Source organism: Shewanella sp. GutDb-MelDb (assembly GCF_002836075.1).
In the GTDB taxonomy this organism is placed as follows: domain Bacteria; phylum Pseudomonadota; class Gammaproteobacteria; order Enterobacterales; family Shewanellaceae; genus Shewanella.
The window spans coordinates 1-1,913 of record NZ_PJBM01000068.1; the positions used below are offsets into that span (position 1 = coordinate 1).

Here is a 1,913-nt window from a genome sequence, read left to right on the forward strand (position 1 = left end):
AACTTTTAACATTAAGCGTATAGGTGAATTTTATGGCTGCTAAATTTTTTATCCCATCTGTCAATATCTTAGGCAAAGACGCGGTTACCGAAGCTATTGCAGATATCAAAGATCTTGGCTTTAAGAATGCTCTAATTGTGACAGACAAGCCTTTAGTTAATATCGGACTGGTTGCTCAAGTCACGGATAAGCTCGCAAGCAATGGTATTGCAGCGGTAGTATTCGATGGTGTACAACCAAACCCGACTATTGGTAACGTTGAAGCTGGCCTTGAGCTGCTCAAAGCAAATGATTGTGACTTTGTCATCTCTCTGGGTGGTGGTTCTCCTCATGATTGCGCTAAAGGCATCGCATTAGTGGCAACTAACGGTGGCAGCATTAAAGACTATGAAGGTCTGGATGTGTCTACTAAGCCACAACTACCACTTGTCGCGATTAACACTACAGCTGGCACAGCAAGTGAAATGACGCGTTTTTGTATCATCACTGATGAAAGTCGCCACATTAAAATGGCCATCGTCGACAAAAATACAACGCCACTTTTATCCGTTAATGATCCTGAATTGATGCTGCTCAAACCTGCTGGCTTAACAGCTGCAACAGGTATGGATGCACTCACTCACGCAATCGAAGCTTATGTTTCAATTGCTGCAAACCCAATCACGGATGCCTGTGCGATTAAAGCCATTGAGCTTATCCAAGGTAACCTTGTCGAAGCGGTTGAAAATGGTCAAAGCATTCAAGCACGTGAGCAAATGGCTTATGCACAGTTCTTAGCAGGCATGGCATTTAACAACGCGAGTTTAGGTTATGTGCATGCAATGGCGCACCAGTTAGGCGGATTCTATGACCTGCCACACGGCGTATGTAACGCATTGTTATTACCGCATGTACAAGCCTACAACGCACAAGTGGTACCTGAACGCTTAAAAGACGTTGCTAAAGCGATGGGTGTCGATGTCATTGCAATGAGCGATGAAGAGGGAGCTGCAGCTGCATTAGAAGCAATTAAAGCGCTATCTGTTGCTGTCAAAATCCCAGAAAACCTAACAAAGCTTGGTGTAAAAGCTGAAGATATTCCAACGCTAGCAGACAATGCATTGAAAGATGCCTGTGGATTCACCAACCCTAAACAAGCAACCCATGAAGAGATCTGTCAGATCTTTACTAACGCTTTATAGCGTTAGGCTTGAACTGAGTATTGGTTAAGTAAAAGGTGAAGCGGTAGCAAGCTTGTCAACACTCCCTTGGCAGAGCTTGTTATCTTTCATTGCCGTTTCAATCTACTGCTTAATTTAAAGCAGATTATAAAGCTTGAGTAAAAAATCTACTTAACTTAACGCCGAGTTCTTTATGAGATGTGCTTTGAGAAGATTTCCAGATATACAAATATCTCAAAATCAGTAAAAAAGCCTATAGATAGGCGATTTCAAGTGGTTTTCGATCGATTTTAATGATACAAATTGCTACAGTTACGATATAATTAAAGTGTTCGCTTTTTCCCTGCAAAAGTTAAAGCCAGCTTAAAAGCCCACTCCTCGGAGTGGGCTTTTTCCTTTCAGTCAATCCCTCCACTCTATGCTCCCCTTTACATTTACCAACAGCTCGTGCTATTCAATATTCCACCAAAAAATGTTAACTCATCTATGAACGCTTAAGCGAAACATCCATGCTGCGAGTCCGTTGTCGGCACTCAATAAAGTTTGATCATTTATCTATACGTTTTCAGATAAAGGAACTGAACTCATCTTAAGTTTTGATCGATGCGACAAAGACTGGCGCCTTAAAGAAATTGAGCCCGTGACCCTATAGCCTGCTCACTTTCAGCACGTTTATGGACAAAAATTAGTTAATGGTTAAGCTCTGAAATCTACGATTACCATTAGGGAAAGTGTGGCAATCGGATATGCGGT

Annotated in this window: 1 protein-coding gene; it reads left to right on the top strand. The window is 41.9% G+C overall.

Annotation, left to right across the window (positions count from 1 at the left end; translation table 11 throughout):
* Positions 1 to 32: 32 nt before the first annotated feature.
* Entirely contained in the window at positions 33 to 1,181 is a 1,149-nt protein-coding gene (gene yiaY, locus CXF82_RS01310) for an L-threonine dehydrogenase (RefSeq protein ID WP_101090576.1), read from the top strand.
* The last annotated feature ends 732 nt before the right edge of the window (positions 1,182 to 1,913 follow it).